17 protein-coding genes and 1 tRNA gene are annotated in these 16,670 nt (G+C 63.6%); 3 read left to right on the top strand and 15 right to left on the bottom strand.

Annotated features, from left to right (window positions below; all coding sequences use genetic code 11):
* The first annotated feature begins 252 nt into the window (after positions 1-252).
* From WC509_04050 to WC509_04040, 3 genes are read left to right on the top strand one after another with little or no spacing between them, the layout of a single operon-like run.
* Positions 253-1,254, top strand: coding sequence for an ATP-binding cassette domain-containing protein (locus WC509_04050; GenBank protein ID MFA5006623.1), 1,002 nt, complete (start codon positions 253-255; stop codon positions 1,252-1,254).
* Positions 1,251-2,111: an ABC-2 family transporter protein gene (locus WC509_04045; protein ID MFA5006622.1), complete on the top strand. Its 861-nt coding sequence runs from the start codon at positions 1,251-1,253 to the stop codon at positions 2,109-2,111. The genes WC509_04050 and WC509_04045 overlap by 4 nt, the downstream gene beginning before the upstream one ends.
* A 1-nt stretch (position 2,112) precedes the next feature.
* Positions 2,113-2,946 carry an ABC-2 family transporter protein gene (locus WC509_04040; protein ID MFA5006621.1) on the top strand — a complete coding sequence of 278 codons (834 nt, stop codon included), beginning with the start codon at positions 2,113-2,115 and terminating at the stop codon, positions 2,944-2,946.
* Between the two features lie 53 nt (positions 2,947-2,999).
* Here WC509_04040 and WC509_04035 read toward each other — a convergent pair whose 3' ends face one another.
* The 15 genes from WC509_04035 to thpR form a co-directional block, all read right to left on the bottom strand.
* Entirely contained in the window at positions 3,000-4,241 is a 1,242-nt protein-coding gene (locus WC509_04035; GenBank protein MFA5006620.1) for a DUF4143 domain-containing protein, read from the bottom strand.
* Between the two features lie 322 nt (positions 4,242-4,563).
* Complete coding sequence (locus WC509_04030) at positions 4,564-5,205, bottom strand: V-type ATP synthase subunit D (GenBank protein ID MFA5006619.1); 642 nt, start codon at positions 5,203-5,205, stop codon at positions 4,564-4,566.
* An 8-nt stretch (positions 5,206-5,213) separates the two neighbouring features.
* Positions 5,214-6,590: a V-type ATP synthase subunit B gene (locus WC509_04025; protein ID MFA5006618.1), complete on the bottom strand. Its 1,377-nt coding sequence runs from the start codon at positions 6,588-6,590 to the stop codon at positions 5,214-5,216.
* The gene (locus tag WC509_04020; GenBank protein ID MFA5006617.1) at positions 6,583-8,379 is read right to left on the bottom strand and encodes a V-type ATP synthase subunit A; all 1,797 of its coding nucleotides are present in this window, start codon (positions 8,377-8,379) and stop codon (positions 6,583-6,585) included. The genes WC509_04025 and WC509_04020 overlap by 8 nt, the downstream gene beginning before the upstream one ends.
* Positions 8,380-8,395: 16 nt before the next feature.
* Entirely contained in the window at positions 8,396-8,716 is a 321-nt protein-coding gene (locus WC509_04015) for a V-type ATP synthase subunit F (GenBank protein ID MFA5006616.1), read from the bottom strand.
* Between the two features lie 14 nt (positions 8,717-8,730).
* Positions 8,731-9,666 carry a V-type ATPase subunit gene (locus WC509_04010; GenBank protein MFA5006615.1) on the bottom strand — a complete coding sequence of 312 codons (936 nt, stop codon included), beginning with the start codon at positions 9,664-9,666 and terminating at the stop codon, positions 8,731-8,733.
* 1 nt (position 9,667) lies between these two features.
* A complete protein-coding gene (locus tag WC509_04005) occupies positions 9,668-10,294 on the bottom strand; it encodes a V-type ATP synthase subunit E family protein (GenBank protein ID MFA5006614.1) in 627 nt (208 codons plus the stop codon).
* Between the two features lie 30 nt (positions 10,295-10,324).
* A complete protein-coding gene (locus WC509_04000) occupies positions 10,325-10,780 on the bottom strand; it encodes a V-type ATP synthase subunit K (GenBank protein MFA5006613.1) in 456 nt (151 codons plus the stop codon).
* Between the two features lie 25 nt (positions 10,781-10,805).
* On the bottom strand, positions 10,806-12,716 hold the full coding sequence (locus WC509_03995; protein ID MFA5006612.1) for a V-type ATP synthase subunit I: 1,911 nt from the start codon (positions 12,714-12,716) through the stop codon (positions 10,806-10,808).
* The gene (locus tag WC509_03990) at positions 12,713-13,021 is read right to left on the bottom strand and encodes a hypothetical protein (protein MFA5006611.1); all 309 of its coding nucleotides are present in this window, start codon (positions 13,019-13,021) and stop codon (positions 12,713-12,715) included. The genes WC509_03995 and WC509_03990 overlap by 4 nt, the downstream gene beginning before the upstream one ends.
* Positions 13,022-13,117: 96 nt before the next feature.
* Positions 13,118-14,506, bottom strand: a complete 1,389-nt coding sequence (locus tag WC509_03985) for a PLP-dependent aminotransferase family protein (protein ID MFA5006610.1) — start codon at positions 14,504-14,506, stop codon at positions 13,118-13,120.
* A 117-nt stretch (positions 14,507-14,623) separates the two neighbouring features.
* Positions 14,624-14,968, bottom strand: coding sequence for a hypothetical protein (locus WC509_03980; protein MFA5006609.1), 345 nt, complete (start codon positions 14,966-14,968; stop codon positions 14,624-14,626).
* A 43-nt stretch (positions 14,969-15,011) separates the two neighbouring features.
* On the bottom strand, positions 15,012-15,881 hold the full coding sequence (locus tag WC509_03975; protein MFA5006608.1) for a radical SAM protein: 870 nt from the start codon (positions 15,879-15,881) through the stop codon (positions 15,012-15,014).
* 91 nt (positions 15,882-15,972) lie between these two features.
* Positions 15,973-16,046, bottom strand: a tRNA-Gln gene (locus WC509_03970).
* A gap of 89 nt (positions 16,047-16,135) precedes the next feature.
* Positions 16,136-16,669 carry an RNA 2',3'-cyclic phosphodiesterase gene (gene thpR / locus WC509_03965; GenBank protein ID MFA5006607.1) on the bottom strand — a complete coding sequence of 178 codons (534 nt, stop codon included), beginning with the start codon at positions 16,667-16,669 and terminating at the stop codon, positions 16,136-16,138.
* Between the last annotated feature and the right edge of the window lies 1 nt (position 16,670).

The raw sequence follows: 16,670 nt of genomic DNA, 5'->3' as shown, positions 1-16,670 counted from the left end.
TCACATTATACATACAGTAAACACAACACACTAAACGTATTATATGCTCTGGCATCGATGAATGTCAATAGCATATATGAATTATACTAATCGCACTATACATTGTCATTCGATCATCTCTAAAATACGATGAAACGATCGCCCCGCGGTCATCGCATACGATATTTGTGTTCAGAATCGACATGGATCATAGAAATGTCGCGATTGATGATAAAATGATATCGGCAAGGCATCGAAAGGAAAGGTGACATCATGATCGAAGTCAGGGAACTTCACAAGGATTTCGTCAAATACGAACGCAAGCCGAGTCTGATCGGTTCGATCAAATCCTTTTTCAATGCGAAGAAAGTGATCACGAAGGCCGTCGACGGCGTCTCCTTCACGATCAGGGAAGGCGAGATCGTCGGCTACATCGGCCCGAACGGCGCCGGCAAGTCGACGACCATCAAGATGCTCGCCGGGATCCTCACGCCGACCTCCGGGTCGGTCGTCGTCGACGGCGTCGTCCCCTACAAGGAACGGATCAGGAACGCCTTCAACATCGGCGTCGTCTTCGGTCAGCGCACCCAGCTCTGGTGGGACCTCCCGCTCAACGAAAGCTTCACGATCCTGAAGGAGATCTACAACGTCTCCGACGCCGACTTCAAGGAGCGGATGGCGTTCTTCAACGACATCCTCGAGATCAACGCCTTCATCAAGTCGCCGGTCCGCACGCTCTCGCTCGGACAGCGGATGCGCGCCGACATCGCCGCCGCGCTCCTCCACCACCCCAAGATCCTCTTCCTCGACGAACCGACGATCGGCCTCGACGTCGTCGCCAAGCAGAAGATGCGCGACGCCATCCGACACATGAACAGGACCTTCCATACCACGGTCATCCTGACGACGCACGACCTCGACGACATCGAGGAACTCTGCAGCCGGATCATCATGATCGACAAGGGCAAGATCATGTACGAGGGTTCGCTCGACGAGATCAAGGACATCTACGGCTATATGAAGACGGTCAAATTCGAATGCGCCGAGGCGGTCGAGCTCCCCGACCTCGCGCCGTTCGGCCTTTCCGCCGAGAACCTCTCCGCCGAGGCCGACTTCAAGACCCTCAAGATCCGCTTCAACAAGCACCTCCTGAACGTCTCCGAGATCACCGGCTTCGTGATGCAAAGATACAAGGTCCTCGACATGTCGGTCTCCGAACCGCCGATCGAGACGCTCGTCGCCAACATCTACGAGAAGGGCGAAGTGGTCGCATGAGAAGGCGTTTCGGCTCCCTCCTCCGGAGGTATCTTCCGTTCACGCGGAGCGTGATGCTCGGGGCCGTCCAGTACCGCTTCCGCTTCGTCTTCTGGCTGCTCTTCGAATTCCTCTACATCGTCATCGCCTACTTCCTCTGGAAGGGCGTCTACGAGGCCCGCGCCGCCGCCGAGGGGACCGCCTTCGAGACCGTCATGATCGGCGGCTTCGGCTTCACGATGATGATCCTCTACGTCTTCCTCGAGAAGATCGTCGGCTCGCTCACCGCCCTCGCCGCCGAGAACTTCATCGACGACGACATCCACGGCGGAAACATCGCCCTAAGGCTGATCAAGCCGATCGACTACCGCGCCCAGCTCTTCGCCCAGTCGCTCGGCTACGCGGCCGTCTCGGCGATCATCTTTTCCTCCGCGTTCGCCATCGGGATGATCGTCACGAGTGGCTTCGTCGACCTCCCCTTCGTCGCCGATGTGCCCTCGATCCTGCTCGGGATCGTCTCGATCCTGATGGGCGGGGTCATCTACTTCCTCACGAGCTTCCTCTTCGGAATGCTCATCTTCTTCACCCTGAACTCGTTCGGGATGTGGCAGCTCAAGGGCGCCGTCGAGCGCCTGCTCGCCGGCAGCCTGATCCCCATCTCCCTCTTCCCCGCGTGGCTCCGCGGGATCTCCGACTTCATGCCGTTCGCGCAGACGCGCTACGTCCCCGTCACCTTCTTCCTCGGCCAGTACAACGGCGACCTCCCGGCGGCGCTATGGACCCTCGCCGTGCAGGGAATCTGGGTGCTCGTGATGTTTCTGGCGACGACGCTCGCCTGGAAGGGCGCGGTCCGCCGCGTCGTCGTGCAGGGTGGCTGACATGAAGCGTAGAATCCGCCTGTACTTCAAGTTCGTCGCGCAGCATCTCAAGATGATGCTCGCGTACCGCGCCGACTTCGCCATCGGGATCCTCTCCTTCGCCGTCCAGCAGGCCGCCGGGATCATCTTCCTCGACGTCCTCGTGAAGGCGACCGGGATCGCCTCCTGGACCTACTACGAGCTGCTCGTGATCTACGCCATGTTCCAGATCCCGCGCGGCTTCGACCACCTCCTCACCGACAACCTCTGGCTCGTCGGCTTCTACATCCGCCAGGGCCTCTTCGACAAGTACCTCGTCCGGCCGATGTCGGTCCTCCGCCACCTGATCATCGAGCGCTTCCAGCTCGAGGCGCTCGGCGAGCTGATCGTCGGCTTCCTGCTCCTCGGCTACGCGCTCCCGAAGCTCGGGGTCGTCCTCTCCTTCGTCGACGTCGTCCTCCTGATCGGCTTCGTCGCCGCCGGCGCCGCAACTTACACCGGGATCAAGCTTTTGACCGCTTCCGTCGCCTTCTGGACGATGGACTCGCAGGCCGTCCAGTCGGCCGCCTACGAGGTCGCGATCTTCACGAAGAACCCGATCGAGATCTATCCGAAGGGAATCCGCTTCGTCCTCGTCTACCTGCTTCCGTTCGGCTTCACCTCGTACTTCCCCTCGGTCTTCCTGCTCTCGAAGATGGCAGACGCCGGCGTCCTTTCCGGCGGCCTCGACTGGATCCTATGGAAGACGCCGGGCGGGATGCTTCTGCAGGCGGCAGTGACCGCGATCCTCTTCATCCTCGCCGGCCTCGCCCTCTGGAACCGGGGCCTCTCGCGCTACGAGAGCGCCGGCAGTTGAAAAAATCCATGCCCGTCCGATGAAAGGACGCCGCATGGATTTTTTATCGATCCTTATGGTTTCAGCGAACCGATGCCGACGACGAAGATGCCGTCATCCCTTACATAACTGTATGCGTCCCCGGTCAACACGGCAAGGAAGGATGGGTTACCCATGCGTTCCGTGTCGACCCGTTCCGCGAGCGAGCGCAACGTCCTCGCCCCGTCCTCGACGAAATGCTCCGAAAGTTTGATTTCGAATGCGCCCCAGGACCCATTGTCGAGACGGACGATCGCATCGCATTCCAGATCACTCGAATCCCGATAGTGGAAAACCTGCCCGCCGATCGCGTCGGCGTAGACACGCAGGTCGCGAATCGCCAACGATTCGAAGACCAACCCCATCGTTTTCAGGTCGCGGACGAGTTCCTCGGGCGCGATGCCGAGGGCGGCGACGGCGATCGAAGGATCGACGAAATGACGCGTCGGACTCGTCCGAATGGCCGCCTTGCTGCGGAGATTCGGGTTCCATGCATCGAGGTCGTCAAGAAGATGGATTGCTTTGAGCGCGTTCAGATAACTGGTCGCTGTCGGAGCCGACATCGAACCGTCACCGGCCTGAAGATCGTCGAGCAGCGTCGAAAGCGGTGTTCGCGTCGATACGTTGCGAGCGAGGGATCGAATCAGCGAATACGTCTTGACGGGATCTTTTCGCACGCCGTCGGCTGCCGACATGTCCGATTCGACGACGGCCTTGAGATAATTCTTCGCCTGCTGGAGCGAGGCACGGGGTTCCAGATCGAGCGACATCGGCCAGCCACCGCGACAGATGAGGTATGCGAGTCGGTGAATATTCATGGGTACGACATGCGATTTCGGGGCCTCGCCGCCGAACATCGCGGTAAGCGACACGAAGCCGTCGGAATCCTCCGATTCATACAGACTCATGGTCCGCATCTTCAGTTTCGTGATCCGCCCCGTCCCGCTATGAAAAATGGCGCTCTTGTCCATCGGCGTCGAGGATCCGGTCAGGATGAACTGTGCCATGACCCCACGTCGGTCGACCTCGTGACGTACCGCATCCCAAAGGACGGGTGCGGCTTGCCATTCGTCGATCAGTCTGGGCGTCGCTCCTTCGAGGATCAACGCCGGAGCGACGCGGGCCAGGTTCGCCAGATTCTCCATGTTACCCGGTTCATCCATCTCGATGACGCTTGCGGCCCGCATTCTTGCCGTCGTCGACTTGCCGCACCATTTCGGTCCTTCGATCAGGACCGCCCCCGACGACGACAGCATGAATTCCAGCTGAGCGTCCATCACCCTTTTCCGATATCTCATCCTGATCACCTTCATTCAAGATTATAACACGCGAGGATTCCCACGTCCACTTCGTTTTATAAAATATGACCATTTTGTTTTATATATTGTGACGCTTTCGTTTTGTATTTTGAGACATTTTTGTTTTATATTTTGAGACATCTTCGTTTCATGCTTTGAAATTGACTTCGATAGATTGTATGACTTCCCATGGATCATCAAACAAGACGTGTTCGCCTTGCAGCTTCCTCCATCGAAGGATGAATGGACAACGAACCATCGTAAAAAAATCGCTTTTCCGGGTGTCCGGAAAAGCGATTTTTCATTGATACTGGGTCTTGTTCTGGGCCTTGTTCAGGATGATCTCCTTCGACTTCATGATCCGCACGATGTTCGAGCGCTCGTAGTCGTCGAGCTTCATCTGGATGTAGTGGATCGTCTCCACGTAATCCGGAATCATGATGAACTCGATCGCGTTGACGCGTCGGCGCGTCTTCTCGATCTCGTCCGAGAGCATGTCGCAGGCCTTCTCGAGGCCGGCGAGCTCGACGAGCTTCGGCGCGAGCGCCGCGAGGTCGAGGACCGTCTTGTCGAGCAGGGCGGGGGTGAAGGCGAAGCCGTAGGTGAGATCGACGGGACCCTGGTCGACGGCGTGGACGACGGGGATCCGGACGTTCATCACGTTCTTCTCGCCGACTTCGACGAGCGCGGCCTGCGCCGGCACCATCAGCGCCTCGAGGACGCCCTGCCGGCTCATCTTGATCTTCGCTTCGTCGAACCCGCGGGAGAGGAGCGCGAGCGCCTCCTCGGCCTCGATGCGGAGGGCGCGGTTCCTTCGGATCATGTCCATGAACCGACGGATCATCTCGTCCTGCTTGTCCTTGAGGAGCTTGTGTCCCCTCCGGGCGGTCGAAAGCAGCCTCTTCAGCCGCGTGAGCTCCATCCGGGTCGGATTCACGTTCATCATCGCGGTCACCTCGCCTTCGGCCAGTACTTCTCGATCATCTCGAGCGAGATGCGCTTCAGTTCGGTCTTGGGGAGGATCGTGAGCAGCTGCCAGCCGAGGTCGAGCGTCTCCTCGATCGTGCGGTCGGTTTCGAAGCCCTGGGAGATGTAGCGGTTCTCGAATTCGGTGGCGAAGCGCGAGTAGAGCTTGTCGACGTCGGAGAGGGCGGCCTCGCCGAGGATCGTGGAGAGCTCCTTGGCTTCCTTGCCGCGAGCGTAGGCGGCGAACAGCTGGTTCATCGTCGCCGAGTGGTCCTCGCGGGTGCGGCCCTTCCCGATGCCCTTGTCCTTCAGTCGCGAGAGCGACGGGAGGACGTCGACGGGCGGGGTGACGCCCTTGAAGTTGAGTTCGCGAGAGAGGATGATCTGGCCCTCGGTGATGTAGCCGGTGAGGTCCGGGATCGGGTGGGTCTTGTCGTCCTCGGGCATCGTCAGGATCGGGATCTGGGTGATCGAGCCCTTCTTGCCCTTGATGCGGCCGGCACGCTCATAGAGCGAGGCGAGGTCGGTGTACATGTAGCCGGGATAGCCGCGGCGGCCGGGAACTTCCTTGCGGGCGGCGGAGACTTCGCGGAGCGCCTCGGCGTAGTTGGTGATGTCGGTGATGATGACGAGGACGTGCATGCCGAGTTCATAGGCGAGGTATTCGGCGGCCGTGATCGCCATGCGCGGGGTCGCGATGCGCTCGATCGCCGGGTCGTTCGCGAGGTTCGTGAACAGCACCGAGCGCTCGATCGCGCCGGAACGCTTGAAGTCGGTGACGAAGTAGTCGGCCTCCTCGAAGGTGATCCCGACGGCGGCGAAGACGACGGCGAACTTCTCGTCGCTGTTCCGGACCTTCGCCTGGCGGGCGATCTGGGCGGCGAGCTTCGCATGCGGCAGGCCGTTGCCGGAGAAGATCGGCAGCTTCTGGCCGCGGACGAGGGTGTTGAGGCCGTCGATCGCGGACACGCCGGTCTGGATGAACTCGAGCGGATAGTCGCGGGCGACGGGGTTGAGCGGCGTGCCGTTGATGTCCATCACCTTGGTCGGGATGATCTCGCCGGCGCCGTCCTGCGGGCGGCCCATGCCGTCGAAGACGCGGCCGAGGATCTCGGGGGAGAGCTTGATCTCGATCCCGTGGCCGAGGAACGAGGCCTTGGCGTCGGAGATGCGCAGTCCCTGGGAGGAATCGAAGAGCTGCACGAGGGCGCGGTCGCCGTCGACCTCGAGGACCTTGCCGACGCGCTCCTCGCCGGAAGCCTGGCGGATGCGGACGAGTTCGTCGTACTTGACGCCCTCGACCTTGTCGACGAGCATCAGCGGGCCGACGACCTCGCGGATGGTCTTGTATTCCTTAGGCATCGGCGTCGTCCCCCTTCAGAAGGTTCTGGTATTCGGCCTCGAGCGCGGCCATGATCGAGGCGGATTCCGCTTCGAAGTGGTCCTCGGTGAGGTACTTCATGCGACCGATGCGGTTCAGGACGTCCATCGACGTGAGCTTCGCGTAGGCGACGTTCGAACGGATTCCCTCTTGGGCCAGATGGTACCAGCCGAGGATCGCCTTGAGCATCCCGTACTGTTTGTTCAGGGAGGTGTAGGTGTCGACTTCGTGGAAGGCGATCTGGTGGAGGTAGTCCTCGCGGATCGATCGGGCGCACTCGAGCGTCAGCCGGTCGGCGAACTCGAGCGAGTCGACGCCGACGAGGCGGACGATCTCGGAGAGCTTGGCCTCGTCCTGGAGGATGCGGCGCACCTCGTGCACCTGCGCGCTCCAGCCCTTCTTCACCTTCGAATCGAAATGGGCGTCGAGCGTGTCGGAATAGAGCGAGTACGACTTGAGCCAGTCGATCGCCGGGAAGTGACGGCGGTAGGCGAGCTGGGCGGAAAGCCCCCAGAAGACCTTGACGATGCGGAGGGTGCCCTGCGAGACCGGCTCGGAGGTGTCGCCGCCGGGCGGCGAGACGGCGCCGATCGCGGTGATCGCGCCGACGCGGCCCTCGCTTCCGAGGCACTGGACGATGCCGGCGCGCTCGTAGAACTCGGCGATGCGGCTCGAGAGGTAGGCGGGATAGCCTTCCTCGCCGGGCATCTCCTCGAGACGTCCCGACATCTCGCGGAGCGCTTCCGCCCAGCGCGAGGTCGAGTCGGCCATGATCGCGACGCGGTAGCCCATGTCGCGGAAGTATTCGGCGATCGTGATGCCGGTGTAGATCGAGGCTTCGCGGGCGGCGACCGGCATGTTCGAGGTGTTCGCGATCAGGACGGTGCGCTTCATCAGCGACTCGCCCGTCTTCGGGTCGTGCAGTTCGGGGAATTCGAGGAGGACGTCCGTCATCTCGTTGCCGCGCTCGCCGCAGCCGACGTAGACGATGATGTCCGCATCCGCCCACTTGGCGAGCTGGTGCTGGACCACCGTCTTGCCGGAACCGAACGGTCCCGGGATCGCGGCGATGCCGCCGATGGCAATCGGGAAGAGGGTGTCGATGACGCGCTGGCCGGTGACCATCGGCGCGCTCGGCGCGAACTTCGTCCGATAGGGACGGGAACGGCGCACGGGCCACTTCTGCAGCATCGTCACCTGTTTCTCCGTTCCGTCCGGATGCGCAAGGACGGCGATCGGATCGACGATCGTCGCGGGTCCGGCGTGGATCGACCTGAGGACGCCGGAGACGCCCGGCGGGACCATGACCTTGTGGCTGACGGCGGCGGTCTCGCGAACCGTTCCGAGGACGTCGCCCGGAGTCAGGGAATCGCCCTTCTTGGCGACGGGGACGAATTCCCAGAGCTTCTTGCGGTCGAGTTTCGGGACGTCGATGCCGAGCGGGATGCGGTCGCCGGCGATGTCGTAGATGTCGTCGAGCGGACGCTGGATCCCGTCGAAGATGCCCTCGATGAGACCGGGGGCCAGTTCGACGGAAAGCGGTTCGCCGGTGGGATAGACCGGTTCGCCCGGACCGATGCCGGCGGTCTCCTCGTACACCTGGATCGAGGCACGCCCGCCGCGCAGTTCGATGACCTCGCCGATCAGCTTCTTCTCGCTGACGCGGACGACGTCGTACATCTGGACGTCGGGCAGGTTGTCGGCGACGATCAGCGGTCCGGAGACCTTGACGATGACGCCCTTGTTTTCCTTGATTGTCGTGTTATCCATCGTTTCAGGACTCCTTCTAGAAGATGTTGATGCCGATCGCCTTTTCGACGTTTTCCTGGATTTTCTTCAGTCCGAGGCCAAGGGAGGGCTTCGACATCGGGACCGGCATCAGGATCGGAAAGGGCTTCTGCTGGTATTTGCGGATCGTTTCCGACATCGCAACGTAGAGATCCTCGTCGACGAGGATCACCTTGCATCCGTCGCCGTAGAGTTTGAACACGATCCTGTCGGCTTCCGCCGGGGTCGGCGCGACGAAGGTCATGAAACCCGCCGCGTTGTAGAGGAGGACCGCGTCGGTCGGACCGATCGCGGCGACTTCGATGGGCTGTTTGTCCATGTTCGTGCCTCCCTTCAGACGGCGGGCCGGTCTTCGGCCCGCGCGTAAAGGCTGCGGACCAGGTCCGCCTCCCGCCGTTTCTCAAGGTGGTAGTAGATGATCGGTCCGATCCCGAAGCCGTCGTCTCGGAATTCGCCGGCGGTCTCGAGCAGCAGCTCCGAAAACAGCGATTCGAGGATCGAGAGCGAGCGCTTCTCGGTCTGGTCGCGGACGATCCGCGACACCTTCTCGTCGTAATGGTCCTGAAGGAGGCGCGCGGCGTCGACCGGCGCGGCGTCGAACGCCTGCGCGAGGGTCTCGAGGGCGTAGCGCCCGCCGGGGACGAAGACCGCCGCGAGGCGCTCCGCCTTCCAGCCGAGCCGGCGCATGCGGAAGATCGCGGTCACGTTGGCGAAGTCGACCTTCGCCTGCAGGTAGGTTCTGAGCGCCCGGTCGGGCAGAAGTCCGAGGGATCTGAACGCCTGGGCGTAGATCGCCCTGTCGACGGCCGCGGAAAGCGACCCGGCGTCGGTTCCGGCGACGGCTTCGACGACGCCGTGCAGAAACGCCGCGACGCTTGGGTCGAGTTCCTCGAAATCGTCGTCGAGGATCGCCCGCGAGAGACCGGGGAACAAGAATGCGCCGTCGGCCTCGGCCGCGTCGAACGCGGGCGCGCCGAACAGCCGCCGCTTCAGGAGCAGCTTCAGGTTCATCGCGTCCTCGGCGAGGAAGAACAGGTCGGTCGCACGCTTGTCGGGAGTGGTCCCGTCGAGCAGGGCGTGGTAGTCGCGCAGTTCGCGCGCGATCGCGGTTTCGACCGTATCCCCGGGAACGATCCGTCCGTAGCCGACGTCGGAAAGCCCCTTGAGGAACGCGCCCTTGTCGGCGCGCGCCAGCTTGGCGGTCTTCGTCCGGTCGAGGAGGCGGGGTTCGAGCGCCTTGACGACGCCGTTCGCGTAGGGATAGCTCATGTCACTCACCCGCGCCGAAGAGGATCTCCGCGAGTTCCGGCTCGAGGCCGTCGCGGAGGTCGGAAAGCACGGTGCGGTAGGAGCGGTCGACGTCGAAGTCGCGGCCGACGACCAAGAGGCCGCCGTCGATCGCGGCGGGCTCGGAATCGAGCGCGAGCGTTCCGGCCTTGAGGCCGAGACGGCGGGAAAGCAGGTCGAGGGTGAGGTCGCCCTTGCTCGAGAAGAGGCGGGCGAAACGGGCGTGCTCGCGGGCGGAGACGCGGATCGTTTCCGATCCGGTCAGGCCTTCGTCCTTGAGGAAACGCGCGACGAGGGCGGCGTAGGCATCGTCGGAAAGGCCGGCGAGGGCGCCGACGGCGGTGTCGAAGACGTCGTCCATCGCCGCCTTGCGGCGTTCGAGGGTGACGCGCTTGGCGGCCTGCCGCGCCTGGGTGACGGCGTTGCGCACGACGGCGGCGGCGGCCCGCTCGGCGATCTTGAGGCGCTCCGCGCTCTCGCCTTGGGCGGTTTTGATGACGCCGTCGACGAGCATGGCGGCCTTCTCTTCGGCCGCGGCGAGGATCTTCGCCGCGTCCTCCGCGCCCTTCAGTTCGATTTTGTCATAGAGGGTGGCTGGCACAGGAATCATTCCCTTCCGCGGATTGCGGCGATGCGTGGATCAACCGATCAGGAGGATGCTCGCGAGAAGCGCGAGAATCGCGTAGGTCTCGACGAGGACGGTCATGGTGATGCCGCGGCCGGAGGCGGCGGGCTGCTTCGCGGTCATGTGGATCGCGGAGACGGCCATCTTGGCCTGGAAGACGGCCGACATGAGGCCGACGAGGGCGATCGGGATGCAGGCGAAGAAGAGCTGCCAGCCTTCGGCGACGGGGGCGTCGACGGCGAGCGCGCCGGCCTTGCCGAGGACCAGGATCGCGACGATGAAGCCGTACATGCCCTGCGTGCCGGGAAGGGCCTGCAGGATGATGAGCTTGCCGAAGAGTTCCGGCTTTTCCGAAAGGACGCCGGCGGCGGCCTTGCCGGCCATCTGGACACCCATGGCGGAGCCGAGGCCGGCGAGGGCGGCGGCCATCGCCGCGCCGATGATTGCCAATGCTTGTGCAGTGATGTTCATGTTGGTTTCCTCCGTAGTTGAATCGTCATTCGCCGTCGGCGCGGACGTCGACGTATTTGCTTTGGATCGAAAGCGGGCGGAACTCGTAGCCCGCGCCTTCGTAGAACTTGGCGTAGAACTCGATGAACTGCAGGCGGCTCGTATGCACGTACGCCGAGAGCAGTCCCATCACGAGGTTGAAGACGTGTCCGACCACGTAGATCGGAATCGCGAAGAGGATGCCGTACCAGTGGACTCCCTGGACCATCCCGGCGAGCTGGTTCATGACCTGGCCGATGATCGCCGAGGTGAGCGCGAGCGCGAGGACGCGGGAATAGGACATGATGTCGCCGAGGTATCCGGTTACGCCGTACAGGGCGTAGAGCCCCGAACCGATCCGACCGATCGGATTCTTCACCGACCGTCCGGCGAACAGGACGATCACGGCGGCGCCGGCGATCGCGACCCACTTGCCGGCAGCTGCGATCTTCGCACCGTCGGGCAGGGTGATGAGCGACGGCACGAGCAGCATCCCGAGGCCGGTGATCAGCAGGATCCAGGCGAACGAGTCGGCGAACACCGCCATCAGGTCCTTCTTCCGGAGGTTGTTCGCGGCCTTCATGATCAGACCGGTGAAGATGTGCAGCACGCCCACGAAGAGCGAGATGCCGAGCAGCACCATCGTGTCCTCGACCGGATTCAGGATCTGGAGGAATGACATGAAGCCGATGCTCGCGCCGAAGTAGCTGTTGAAGAGCAGTCCCCAGAAGATCGTGGTGACGCTCGTGTAGAGCAGAAGCTTGAGGAGCTTCAGGGTCTCGCCCTTCGCCCGCATCTTCTTGATCAGGAAGCTGAAGAGCACGGCCATCACAACGCCGTAGCCGACGTCGGCCATCATCATCCCGAACAGCATCCAGTACCAGATCGACATCACCGGATTCGGGTCGATCTCGCCGTACGACGGTTTCGCGAACATGTCGGTGATCGTCTCGAAGGCGGTCACGAAGCGGTTGTTTTTGACCGCGGTCGGCGGCGTTTCGTCCGGAGCCGGATCGGTCAGCTCGAGGTCGTAGACATCCGTCGCGCGATCGAGGGCGGCGCGGAGCCGGTCGATCTGGTCGACGCGCACCCAGCCTTCCAGGAAGGCGGCCGAGGTCGTCTCGGCGACGGGCGTCCGAAGCCGTTCGGAGGCGCTCAGCGTGCGGTCGTTCAGGACCTCGAGGGGCGTCCTACGGCCGGAGAGTTCGGACAGCCTTGATTCCGCGGCCGCCAGCGCGGCGGCGTTTCCGGCGAGCCGTTCGTCCTTCTCGGCGAGAGCCTCCCGGGCGGTCGTGCGAATGCGCGGCAGGGCGGCCTCGACGAAGCCGGCGGCGCGGATCCGTTCGATCGCCGCGGCGTCATCCTCGGCGAAGGCGGCGACGACGAGCGCGACCCCTTCGGGTGAAGAGCCGTAACTTGAGGTCTCGGATGAAACGGATGCGGCTTCCGATTCCACCGCGGCGAGCCGCGAGGGCGGAACGATGCCGGCGTGGACGACGGTGGATCCCCGGCGTCCGAGCTCGGAAAGCGGGATCTCGAGGTCGATCCAGGGAAGGAGCGCGGCGCGTTCGGACTGGAGCGTGGCCGCTTCGCCCTTCAGGCGCTGGACGGTCTCGTCGAGCGTCTCGACCTCCCGGAGCAGTTCGATCCGGACGGGATCGTCGATCGCGAAGGAGTCGTAGTCGACGGTCGCGGGTTCCTGGTCAGAGACCAACTTGCGGTTCTTGTATCGTTCGAGCAGCTTGAGCGATTTCTCGGTGCGGATCGCGAGCGCGTCCGCATCCGAAGAGTCGGCAGCGGCAATATTCTCGCCGGGTTTGACCGGCATCAGCGTACCGGAGCGCTGAAGGCTTTCGAGCAGCCGTTCGCGGTCCTCCGCGAGCACGGCGACGCTCGCCTTCTTCATGGCGACGATCATACGCCCGTCACCTTCTTCATGACGGCTGCGAGCGCGCGTTCCCGCGCGTTTTTGGCGCGGGCGGCGTCGGCGTCCGCGGACGCTTCGGCCTCGGCGGCGATCCGCCGGCTCTCGCGTTCTGCGCGGGCGGCGGCTTCCGCTTCGACGGCGGCGACCTTCGCGTCGGTTTCGGCCTGGATGCGGGCGGTTTCTTCGGCCGCGGTCATGCGGGCGCGTTCCAGAAGCGTCTTCGCTTCTTCCTGGGCTTTCGCCCGGAGCGCCTCGGCCTTCTCCTCCGCAGTCCGGATGGATTCGAATATCGGCATGCCAGTCACCTCCGTTTCGTTTCCGACCTTAACATTATATCACGCGCGAGCCGCGCTTGTCACTTAAAAATGCGTGCGCGCACGAGAGATTCGCGTTCATTCCGACCAGGAGCGGACAAGGGCGTCGACGGCACCCTCGACGTCCGCGCCGGCGAGCCCGGCATAGCCGACGACGACCCGTGGAACCGGTTCGAAAGAGGGGGGCGGGCCGAATCGCGAGAGTCCCGCGAGGCGAACGCCATGGCGCTCCGCGGCGGCGACGAGATCCGCCTCGCTCCTGCCGAGATCGACGGAAAGCACGAAGTGCAGGCCCGCGTCCTCCGACCGGACCGAAAGTCGGTTTCCGATCGGAGAGGCGAGCAGGCGGTCGAGGAAGCGGTCGCGACGGTCGCGGCACGTCTTCCGGACGCGCGCCAGATGACGTTCGAAATGTCCTTCGGCCATGAAGCGGGAGAGCGTCTCCTGTTCGATGTTGGATACCGTGCAGGAATAATGACCGAGACGTTCGCGGTAGGTCGAGAGGAGCCTCGGAGGCAGGACCATGTAGGCGATCCGGAGGGCGGGTGCGAGACTCTTGGTGAAGGAGTTCAGGTAGACGACGCGGTCGCCGCCGTCGAGGCCGGCGAGCGCCGGGATCGGCTGCCCGGCGAAGCGGAACTCGCTGTCGTAGTCGTCCTCGAGGATCAGCCTATCGCCGTCCTGCGCCCATGCGAGGAGCTCGCGGCGACGGCCGACGGGCATCACGACACCGGTCGGAAACTGGTGCGAAGGCGTGACATGGACGATGTCGGCGCCGCTTGTTCGGAGGGCCGTGACATCGAGGCCGGCCCCGTCGAGCGGGATTCCGACCGGTCGCGCGCCGTGAGAGGCGACGATCCTCGCGATCTTCGGATATCCGGGGTCCTCGACCGCGTAGAGCGGTTCGCGGCCGATCAGCTCGACGAGCTGCCCGATCAGGTATTCGGAACCGGCGCCGACGACGATGTCCGCCGGGTCGGGCGAGAAGCCGCGCTGGGCGGCTAGATGTTCCGCGATCGCCTCCCGAAGGGCGCGCGATCCCTGCGGATGGCCGGCGTTGAGCAGTTCGCTCTTCGGTTCACGGAGCGTCTCGCGCACGATCCGGGTCCAGACGGCATAGGGGAACAGGTCGGCGTCGAAGGCGGCGGTCCCGAGATCGTAGCGCGGAACGGCGAAGGGGACTTCCGCGACGACGGTCGCGGATCGGCGCGCCGGCGCCGGAAAGCCGGTCGACAGGACGAAATGGCCGCTGCGTTCGCGCGCCTGCAGATAGCCCTCGGCGACGAGCTGCGCGTAGGCGGCATCGACGGTCACGGGACTGCATCCGAGCCGGGCGGAGAGTTCGCGGCGCGACGGCATCCGTGCGCCGGCGGGAAGCGCGCCGCGCCCGATCTCGTCCAGGACATGACGGTAGATCTGTTCGTAGAGGGGAACGCCGGACTTGCGGTCGAGCATCCTGACAAGCATCGGACCATCTCCTTCTGGCATGAGACTCGATCGAAAAAAGGCGCGATGGGATGGAGCCAGCTTGGATCCATCATAACATCGCGCCGTGTCGGCTGTCAACCGTCGGCGATCCGACCGTCAGCGGGCGGTCTTCGGCTGGCGCGTCGCGATCAGACCGAGGACGACGGCGACGAGCATCCCCACCATCGGGTAGACCAGGAGCGCGAGTTCGATCCCGGCGACGATGCAGAGCAGCACGGAAACGAAGACGGGACCGCGGCGGTTCCCGAAGTATCCCCACCACTGGCAGAGGACGGCGACGAGCACGATTCCGGCGTGGATCGCGACGAAGAGCGCGTAGAGCGCGGCGAAGATCGGGAAACGCTCGCCCATGTCGCCGGCGGCGAGCACGTAGTAGAGCGTTCCCCCGATCAGGTAGAGCGTGAGGTAGATCGCGCTCGAAAGCATCAGTTTCGGTTTCATGGAGACCCCTTCCTTCTTCGATTCCCTTGCATGACGGTCGCGTTCACGATCCGTCGAACAGCGAGATCTGGACGTCATGGTCGCGGACGCGGAAGAACGGTGCGATGTCCTCGTCGCGCCACTTGATCGAGGCGGCGTCGCAGGCGTCGGTGAAGGCGTTCCAGAGGCGGTCGGCGATCGGCGACTTGCAGACGTAGGAGGATCCGTAACGGGCTTCGTACTTCCGCCGCAGTCCGGGGAACTCCTCGTCGAGGCGGGCGTAGAAATGCTCCCGCGAGCCGTCGCGCATCGTCGTTCCGGTGCAACCGACGACATACCGCACCCCGGCGTCCGAACATGCCCGGACGACTTTGAGGACGTTTTCCTCGGTATCGGTGATCCACGGCAGAACCGGCGTCATCCACACGCCGGCGACGACGCCGCGGGCGGAAAACGCCGCAAGCGCCCGTAGCCGTTCCGAAGGCGGACTCGCCTGCGGTTCGATCCGCTTCGCGAGCGCGTCGTCGACGGTCGTGAGGGTGAAGCAGGCGATGCCCGCCGTCCGGCGGGAGAGTTCTTCCATCAGGTCGAGGTCGCGGAGGGCGAGCGCGTTCTTGGTGAGGAACGCCGCGCCGTGTCCGTGGGTGAGGATCACCTCGAGGACCTTCCGCGAGAGACCGAGGCGTTCCTCGATCGGCATGTACGGGTCGCACATCGATCCCGAGCGGCAGACGATCTTGGTCCGCTTCTTCACGAGTTCGGACGCGGCGAGTTCGGGTGCGTTCGTCTTGACGACGATGTCCTCGAACGGCGGCTCGATCTCGTAGCAGGCGCTGCGCGAGTCGCAGTAGATGCACCCGTGGGTGCAGCCGCGGTAGACGTTGTAGTTGTGATAGGGTCCGAGGATCAGCGTCTTCGCCTTCACTTCGCGCACGGCTCTCACCCCTTCGACTCCATTATACCATCGCGGCTGCGGAAAAAAAGCAAGAGCCGCGGATTCGCATCCGCGGCTCGCATGTTTTCATTGGCTGGGCTAGCTAGGATCGAACTAGCGATCTTGGAGTCAGAGTCCAATGCCTTACCGCTTGGCCATAGCCCAATCGGGACCCGCACTCGTGCGTGTCCATATGATATGATATCATTTTTTTCGGATTTGTCGAGTGGAATCAATCGGATGAAGCGATTTTTTCATCGCGGAACGCCTTCGGCGGGGAAGGTCGCGAGCGGCCGGTAGACGAGACGGCCGTCCGACCGGAGCGATTCGAAGAGGACGAAGCGGTCGACGGACACGACGGCGGGCGGAAACGACCCCCGTTCGATCGCCGCCGCGGAGAGGTCCGATTCGCGGACGAGCGTGAGATGGGGCGCAAACGGCTTCGGGTCGTAGGCGACGCCCGCCGTCCGAAGCGCGGTCCTCGCGGCATCCGCGAGCATGGACAGCGCCGTGCCGCCGTCACAGACGGCGAACACGGTGGAGGAGCCACGCGACGGAAACGATCCGAGACCGCCGATCCGGATCGAAAAGGCGGTCCATCGGACCTGGTTCAGGACGCGGGCGACCACGTCCGCGTCTTCGATTTCGCCGAGGAAGGCGAGGGTCAGATGCAGGTTTCCGCAGGCGGTGAAGTTCCCGCGCCGGCTGTTCTTCCGCACGTAGTCCGCGCGTTCCTCCGCCGCGGCGATCGCCGCGGCGGAAAACGGGATCCCGACGAACAGGCGCACG

It is taken from the genome of Candidatus Izemoplasmatales bacterium (genome assembly GCA_041649275.1).
Classification (GTDB): Bacteria; Bacillota_I; Bacilli_A; order Izemoplasmatales; family Hujiaoplasmataceae; genus UBA12489.
This window is presented reverse-complemented; position numbering and strand designations above follow the sequence as displayed.

Coding starts and splice junctions, on each gene's coding strand:
- WC509_04050 (MFA5006623.1), top strand. CDS start 253: ATGATCGAAGTCAGGGAACTTCACAAGGATTTCGTCAAATACGAACGC.
- WC509_04045 (MFA5006622.1), top strand. CDS start 1,251: ATGAGAAGGCGTTTCGGCTCCCTCCTCCGGAGGTATCTTCCGTTCACG.
- WC509_04040 (MFA5006621.1), top strand. CDS start 2,113: ATGAAGCGTAGAATCCGCCTGTACTTCAAGTTCGTCGCGCAGCATCTC.
- WC509_04035 (MFA5006620.1), bottom strand. CDS start 4,241: ATGGACGCTCAGCTGGAATTCATGCTGTCGTCGTCGGGGGCGGTCCTG.
- WC509_04030 (MFA5006619.1), bottom strand. CDS start 5,205: ATGAACGTGAATCCGACCCGGATGGAGCTCACGCGGCTGAAGAGGCTG.
- WC509_04025 (MFA5006618.1), bottom strand. CDS start 6,590: ATGCCTAAGGAATACAAGACCATCCGCGAGGTCGTCGGCCCGCTGATG.
- WC509_04020 (MFA5006617.1), bottom strand. CDS start 8,379: ATGGATAACACGACAATCAAGGAAAACAAGGGCGTCATCGTCAAGGTC.
- WC509_04015 (MFA5006616.1), bottom strand. CDS start 8,716: ATGGACAAACAGCCCATCGAAGTCGCCGCGATCGGTCCGACCGACGCG.
- WC509_04010 (MFA5006615.1), bottom strand. CDS start 9,666: ATGAGCTATCCCTACGCGAACGGCGTCGTCAAGGCGCTCGAACCCCGC.
- WC509_04005 (MFA5006614.1), bottom strand. CDS start 10,294: ATGATTCCTGTGCCAGCCACCCTCTATGACAAAATCGAACTGAAGGGC.
- WC509_04000 (MFA5006613.1), bottom strand. CDS start 10,780: ATGAACATCACTGCACAAGCATTGGCAATCATCGGCGCGGCGATGGCC.
- WC509_03995 (MFA5006612.1), bottom strand. CDS start 12,716: ATGATCGTCGCCATGAAGAAGGCGAGCGTCGCCGTGCTCGCGGAGGAC.
- WC509_03990 (MFA5006611.1), bottom strand. CDS start 13,021: ATGCCGATATTCGAATCCATCCGGACTGCGGAGGAGAAGGCCGAGGCG.
- WC509_03985 (MFA5006610.1), bottom strand. CDS start 14,506: ATGCTTGTCAGGATGCTCGACCGCAAGTCCGGCGTTCCCCTCTACGAA.
- WC509_03980 (MFA5006609.1), bottom strand. CDS start 14,968: ATGAAACCGAAACTGATGCTTTCGAGCGCGATCTACCTCACGCTCTAC.